At 48.4% G+C, this 6,766-nt stretch carries 7 protein-coding genes and 1 pseudogene; 2 read left to right on the top strand and 6 right to left on the bottom strand.

The features are described from left to right. Window positions 1-131: 131 nt before the first annotated feature. On the top strand, window positions 132-407 hold the full coding sequence (locus tag FH749_12860) for a hypothetical protein (protein MTI96344.1): 276 nt from the start codon (window positions 132-134) through the stop codon (window positions 405-407). Next, window positions 373-672 (top strand): phosphatase PAP2 family protein, encoded by a 300-nt coding sequence (locus tag FH749_12855; protein ID MTI96343.1) that lies wholly within the window; start codon window positions 373-375, stop codon window positions 670-672. The genes FH749_12860 and FH749_12855 overlap by 35 nt, the downstream gene beginning before the upstream one ends. A gap of 44 nt (window positions 673-716) precedes the next feature. Here the strand turns inward: FH749_12855 and htpG are convergent, their stop codons facing one another. The 6 genes and pseudogenes from htpG to FH749_12825 all read right to left on the bottom strand — a co-directional run bounded on the left by htpG (window position 717) and on the right by FH749_12825 (window position 6,339). Then, the gene (htpG, locus tag FH749_12850) at window positions 717-2,591 is read right to left on the bottom strand and encodes a molecular chaperone HtpG (protein ID MTI96342.1); all 1,875 of its coding nucleotides are present in this window, start codon (window positions 2,589-2,591) and stop codon (window positions 717-719) included. Window positions 2,592-2,967: 376 nt separating this feature from the next. After that, window positions 2,968-3,450 (bottom strand): GNAT family N-acetyltransferase, encoded by a 483-nt coding sequence (locus FH749_12845; protein MTI96341.1) that lies wholly within the window; start codon window positions 3,448-3,450, stop codon window positions 2,968-2,970. Further along, window positions 3,410-4,210, bottom strand: a complete 801-nt coding sequence (arsM, locus tag FH749_12840; GenBank protein ID MTI96340.1) for an arsenite methyltransferase — start codon at window positions 4,208-4,210, stop codon at window positions 3,410-3,412. The genes FH749_12845 and arsM overlap by 41 nt, the downstream gene beginning before the upstream one ends. Beyond that, window positions 4,197-5,111: pseudogene (locus FH749_12835) on the bottom strand (carbon-nitrogen hydrolase family protein). Before FH749_12835 ends, arsM begins: the two are co-directional and overlap by 14 nt. An 18-nt stretch (window positions 5,112-5,129) precedes the next feature. Then, complete coding sequence (locus FH749_12830; GenBank protein ID MTI96339.1) at window positions 5,130-5,957, bottom strand: methyltransferase domain-containing protein; 828 nt, start codon at window positions 5,955-5,957, stop codon at window positions 5,130-5,132. A gap of 46 nt (window positions 5,958-6,003) precedes the next feature. Further along, the gene (locus FH749_12825; protein ID MTI96338.1) at window positions 6,004-6,339 is read right to left on the bottom strand and encodes a hypothetical protein; all 336 of its coding nucleotides are present in this window, start codon (window positions 6,337-6,339) and stop codon (window positions 6,004-6,006) included. Between the last annotated feature and the right edge of the window lie 427 nt (window positions 6,340-6,766).

The following is a 6,766-nucleotide window of genomic DNA, read 5'->3' as shown; positions in this document are numbered from 1 at the left end:
ACCCCTTATGCACCGATTATGTAGGAATAGCTCGATATTCCTAGGTATTACTTCAATTTCCGGGGTGCAAAATCCTGCCGTTAATGGAAGAAATTATAAGGGAAAAGGGACTTTCTGCAGTGGAATCATAAATGGGATTTATAACGATTATCGATGAACGCTTATTCATGTATCTGTTTGACGTTGCCAGCACCAGTCCAACCCTTGGCAATCTGATGATTAATATATCCGACCTGTCCTCGACTATTTTTGCATGCATTTATCTATTCGGCATCGCTTATTTAATCTGGCGTAAGGACAAAAAACTGATTCCTTTCTTGATGGGGCCAGCTGCCGTGGCGATTACAGTCCAGGCCTTGCGGATTTTAGACCCTGCGGCCACGCCCGTTTGTAGCGCTGGAAATTGACAGTCTGATTGAACATGCGGCCAACAGTTCGCTGCCCAGCATGCACGCGGCCAGCGCCTTTGTGATTGCTTCCGCGATTTGGCACACCAATAAACAGCTGGGAACTTATGCATTTGTACTGGCCAGCATCACCGCTGTTTCGCGGGTGATGGTTGGCGTTCACTTCCCCCTGGATATCGTCGTCGGTGCTCTGTTGGGTATCGCTGTCTGTGTCGCCAGTTTCGCCGTTACCAAGAGATTTTGGCATAAAACACAACAAATTTAATAGATCCAAAAAGCCGCTGCAAGCTGTGCCTGCAGCGGCTTTTCTTAAGACATCATTTTACAGATTTTGTTGGAGAACTCCACTGGGTCCTCAACCGGAAGGCCTTCGATAAGCAACGCCTGATTGTACAAAAGCTCGGTATATAGAGCAAATTTTTCCCCATCGCCAGCATGGGCCGTCTTAAGGGTCTCAAATACTGCATGATCCGGGTTAATCTCCAGGATCTTTTCGGCTTTAATATTTTCGTTGCTGTTGGGCATCGCTTTGAGGATTTTTTCCATTTCTATGGACAACTCGCCCTCATTGGCAAGACAAACAGGATGCTGTTTCAGACGCTTAGAAATACGGACGGAGCTTACTCTGTCTCCTAAAGTTTCTTTCATTTTGTCAAACAGCGCTTTATTTTCTTCAGTATCGTCCTCTGCTGATTCTTCACCCTCGATACCCAAATCGCCGCTGGCTACTGACTTAAACTCCTTATCTTTGTATGCCCGAAGCATTTTAATCGCAAACTCATCCACATCATCGGTAAAGTAAAGAATCTCATACCCCTTGTCGGCGACAAATTCGGTCTGGGGCAGTTTCTCAATCCGCTCCAGGGAATCCCCGGCAGCGTAGTAGATATACTTTTGCTCCTGGGGCATCCTTTCCACGTATTCAGCCAGGGTAACTAATTTTTTCTCCCTGGAAGAATGGAAAAGCAACAGGTCCTGGAGCAATTCCTTATTGCTGCCAAACTCGCTGTAAACACCATATTTCAACTGGCGGCCAAAAGACTGATAAAACTTTTCATACTCCTCCCGGTCGGTTTTGAGCAGATCCTCCAATTCGCTCTTAATCTTGTTCTTAAGGTTCTTGGCAATCAGTTTCAGCTGCCGGTCATGCTGTAGCATCTCCCGGGAAATATTCAGAGAGAAGTCCTCGGAATCGACCATGCCTTTAACGAAGCTAAAATAGTCGGGCAGAAGTTCGCCGCATTTGTTCATGATCAGAACGCCATTGGAATACAACTCAAGGCCCTTTTCATATTCCGGCGTATAGAAATCAAAGGGCATTTTCTCCGGAATATACAGAATCGCCTTGTAGCTTACAGTGCCTTCAGCATTGATGTGAATATAGCGAAGAGGCTTGTCAAAGCCATAGCGTTTTTCTGCGTAGAAGTTCTCGTAATCTTCCCGAGTAAGCTCATTTTTATTGCGCTTCCAGATTGGCACCATGCTGTTGACGGTCTTTTCCTCAGTAACCTGCTCGTAATCCTCATCGCTGCCTTCTTTGAGCCGTGTCTCGGTGACATCCATCTTAATTGGGTAGCGAATAAAGTCCGAGTATTTTTTTACTGTTGCCTTGAGACTATGTTCATCCAGATACTGATCATAGTCTTCATCTTCTGTGTTTTCCTTGATTTTCAGGACAACCTCTGTGCCCACGGTTTCCTTCTCACAAGGTTCAATAGTATAGCCATCGGCGCCCCGGGATTCCCATTTGAATGCCTGTTGACTGCCGAAGGCCTTGGTTATTACCGTGACAACGTCCGCGACCATAAAGGCGGAATAAAATCCAACGCCAAATTGGCCGATAATATCGTGATCATCTTTAAGCTCATGAGCTTTTTTGAAGTTAAGAGAACCACTCTGGGCTATGACCCCGAGGTTTTCCTCAAGCTCCGCCTCGGTCATGCCAATCCCTGTATCAGAGACTGTCAACAGCCGCGTATCTTTGTCTGCCGTAATCCGAATAAAGTAATCTTCCTTATTAAATTCCAGGGAATCATCGGTCAACGCTTTGTAATAAATCTTGTCGATTGCATCGCTGGCGTTGGAAATGAGTTCCCGCAAAAATATCTCTTTGTGGGTGTAAATTGAGTTGATCATTAAGTCTAAGAGTCGTTTGGACTCCGCCTGAAATTCCCGTACTGCCACAAAAATTCCTCCTTCTTGAACATTTAAATCGGCTCGTATTAGCACTCCTTTAACGGGAGTGCTAATACATATTTTATATACCAAAACAGGGGTTAGCTGTCAACCGAACTGATTTTGTAATTCTCCACCGACATACACTTTCTGCACACGGATTGCAGACAACTCCTCCGGTGAAACCTGAAACGGATCTTAATCCACAACAATCACGTTGCCAACTTCCCTTCGCTAACAGTCCCTTTAAGCTTATCCTCGTTGACCGCGGCCGTCCATTGTATGTATCGTTCCGTTTATATGCACGCGTGTACTAGCCATGTATTAACCTCCCTGCGTTTAAGCTCACAAAAGGCCAGGCGCGTACAGCCTGACCAGGTTTGTGTTACAGCTTCTTGCGGAAGAACACCTCGCCGATGGCACCTTCGTTAACTCCAGCGAGAATCCCGCATTCCCGGAAACCCCGGGCTCGATGCCAGGCTTGCGGCTCCGGCTCATCAACCTGGGAGGAACTAAGCAATTGCTTATGCCCCTGTTCCCGGAGGTGCTGCTCTAGGAAAGCAAGCATCCTCCGACCGATACCCTGGCGCTGAAATGGCTCCGCCACCCGGACTAAACTTATATACGGCAAAACTTCCCAGATGAACTGAATAGTCAAGTATCCGACCGGTTTACCGTCCAGTTCTGCGATGATGAGCTCACCGGCCTCTATTTTCCGCAATAGGAGTCCGCGGTCTTTGCAATGGTCATACTGTAGACAGATGTCTATATCTGTCGCTACGGCGAAACGTATAACAGGTTTCATGGCGCTCCGACCTCCACTAGCGTCAACTTGGTTTATTGGCTGTAATATTGAACGAGGCAACATACTCTTCAAGCTTGCTGCCCGGAGCCCAGGACTGGATAATTTCACGGCTGTTATCTTTAGGTGTGAGATCAATCCCAGTGAAACCTACTTGATTCATGAGTTCCCGCAAATTATCAACATGTTCGGCGCCAGCGACACAGCCGGCAAATAACTGCAAATCGCTGCGCACCTGCTCCGGCAGTGGAACGGTGGCAACGATGTCCGAAATCATCAGCCGTCCGCCGGGCTTAAGCACCCGATAAATTTCACGATATGCCTGTGCCTTGTTAGTAGACAAGTTGAGTACGCAATTGGAAATAATAACGTCCACCGTATTATCAGCCACCGGCAAATGCTCGATTTCCCCAAGGCGGAACTCCACGTTATCATAGCCGGCTTCTGTGGCGTTCTTGCGTGCCAAACTAATCATTTCTGCGGTCATATCGACTCCAATAACATGGCCGTCGGGCCCCACCTGCTTGCTGGCCAAGAAACAGTCCAGCCCGCCACCGCAACCGAGGTCCAGAACTGTTTCACCTACTTTCAGCGCTGCCAGCGCCACTGGGTTGCCACAACCCAGCCCCATATTTGCGCCTGCGGGCAGCTCCGCCAGCTCCTCCCCGGTATAACCCAGGCGGGCAGATGTCTCGGCCGGCACAAGCGTTGTTCCACTACAGCTGCAACCGCCGCTACAGCATGAACCGCTGCTGCCACTCTCGGCAATCTGACCATAGTTTTTACGAATATACTCTTTTAGCGTTTCGTTTTTACTCACAATCATCTCTCCTTTGCCCGGTGTCTAATTCACGGCGGGAATCTTTACGGATAAACGGCGCCTTAACTTCCTCGGATAGCAGCAAAGAGTAGGCCCGGGGTTTGCGGTAGGCATTGCCCCAGGTTTGACTGCTACGATAATTTCTCAGCTTCTCTAGATCAAACCGGGCCAGGTAAACGCCCTCCGCTTCACCCGCCTCTACAATCAGTGTATTGTGGGAGCGTCCGTTTGCGCCGGTAAACCCAATCCCGTCATATGCGACCGAGTGGCCCTTGCAACTCTCACCGGCGTAATTGGCCAGGGCCACCCCGACCATGTTCTCATAAGCCCGGGCCCGCAGCTGGGTCTTGCGGTTCTCCTCCATGCCGCAGGCATTGGGAATGAGGATTATCTCGGCGCCCTGGAGCATCAGTATCCGGGCGCTCTCGGGAAACTCCCGGTCATAACATATCATTGCTCCAATATTTACATTGCCCTGAGCCATATTCAACTCACAGGTGTAAAATTCCTCGCCGGGATTGCACAGGGCTTCGAAGCCAAAATCGCAGGTGTGAACTTTGGCGTATGTAAGCACAGTTTTGCCTGTGCGGTCGATAAGAGCAACCGTATTTCGGGGCAAACCCTCCCAAAGCTCAAGGTAAGTAATGGCAATTGCCATATCCAACTCCGCCGCCAACTCCTGATGCCGGACGAAAAAATCACTGTTTTGGTCGATAGCCTATCTTTGCCACTGTGCAACATCCGCCTCCCGTTCCGGAAACTGATAGCCAACATTCCACATTTCGGGGAACAGGGCAATGTCCGCGCCCATCGCCTTTGCCTGCCGACAAAAGTTGAGTCCTTTGTCTAGATTCTCCGGATTATTTGTTTGCGCCATTTGTAATAGGGCTACTGTCAAATAACTCACTTTCATCTCTCCCAAACATTAAATTTGTTTATACACCCGAATATCAATATCCACCGTTATTTCCAATTTTTCAACTTTCTCCAGAGCTGCCACAGCCCCGGCCTCAACATGGCGACTGTACGGAGTCATCTGCAGCAAATTTAAGATGTCCTCGTTTTCCAGGCATATGTCGTAGGTGACATTTGCAGTATCCATAAGGGAAAAACCACCAGCCATATCTCCCTTTGACCCCAGGCGTTCAGGGTCAACTGACAGCCTTTTCCGGAGGGAATTCAAATGCCGGGTGCCCGGCGCCGCCACCACAACCGTTCCAGTCGGTTTTAACACCCGGCTAAACTGACCTTCGTCACGGGGGGCAAAGACGCAAATGATGCAGTCTAGAGCATCATCCAGCACAGGGATATGGTAATTGCTGGCCACAGCAAAACTAATCGACCGATCGCGACCAGCGGCATATTGAATTGCTGTACGTGATACATCAATTCCATAGATATCAGGAGAATTCCCGGCCAGGTAATTCTTCAGGCGCCAGGTATAATATCCCTCACCGCAACCTGCATCAAGGATTTGCGCCTCCTTCGCAGAGGACAGCGTGTTGGCGACCGTTTCATTTAACTTTCGAGAAAACTCCTCATAATACCCCCGGTCCAGAAACGCGCGCCTGCTTTGCAACATCTCCCGGGTGTCCCCTGGATTGCCTGCGCCTGTATGCCGGGGCAACAGCAGATTGACATAGCCCTGCCTGGCCCGGTCAAAACTGTGTTTGTTCTGACAAAAATACTGTTTTTGCTCGCGGAACAACACTTCGCTGCAAACTGGGCATTGAAATAACGACTGTTCATGCAAAGTAAACACCTGCTTTTCCTACAAGAATTCTATCCCGCCAATACCACTACAAGCGTCTGATGATAAACCCGCCAACTCCTAATACAATAAAGAGGATTATCATATAAAAAATCAACGCGATAGTCGATACCGATTCAATTCCCATGATATACAAGCCAAGCAACATCGCGGCACTGATAAAGAGTACAAAGTACAGGGCAAAAGAGCAGAAGCGCAAAAGCAAATACTGACTGCGTTCATCAGCTTCGGGAATATTGGGCGTTCTAGATTTGGACTGCAACAAATGGATCACATAAGCAAAGACAGTGCCCGCCATACCCGCGGCTACAAGTGTCCAGTTGTATTCACCCGTCCGCTGGCCCTCAACATACGTTACAAGCAACCACCCCACCAGCATGCCGATTATTATTACTAACTCAAGTTTCGCAGGTGTAAAACACCCGTAAACCCCTGACTTTATTGGCCTCAAAGGTGTACAAAAACACCCCTTGCTGGTAAAATGGAAGTGCCAAAACCCCAACAACCAGCGAAAGGGTGTTCTTGCACTACCATGTTACCAAATAATCTACTTGATGAAAACACTGTCCAGTCTTCAATTTCAGCTTTTCTGAAAGAAGCCCGCATCACAACCATTCTGACTCAATCTAATGGACGCAAAGAAAAAGGTATTCCCAGCAGTGATGTGTTTATGTTTCTGTTCTCTCTGGCCTTTACTGGCAAACCATTTCTTCGCCTGTTATCGAGTACCCAAGCCGTAGCCAAAGATACCGTCTATCGGTTTCTGAAATCGCCGCGCACTAACTGGAGGA

The sequence above is a fragment of the Bacillota bacterium genome (genome assembly GCA_009711825.1).
Classification (GTDB): Bacteria; Bacillota; Proteinivoracia; order UBA4975; family VEMY01; genus VEMY01.
Note: the sequence above shows the minus strand (reverse complement) of the source record. Positions and strands in the feature narration are given on the sequence as shown.

Excerpts from the sequence above, each read along its gene's own strand:
- arsM (MTI96340.1), bottom strand. The coding sequence starts at position 4,210 with ATGATTGTGAGTAAAAACGAAACGCTAAAAGAGTATATTCGTAAAAAC.
- FH749_12860 (MTI96344.1), top strand. The coding sequence starts at position 132 with ATGGGATTTATAACGATTATCGATGAACGCTTATTCATGTATCTGTTT.
- FH749_12845 (MTI96341.1), bottom strand. The coding sequence starts at position 3,450 with ATGTTGCCTCGTTCAATATTACAGCCAATAAACCAAGTTGACGCTAGT.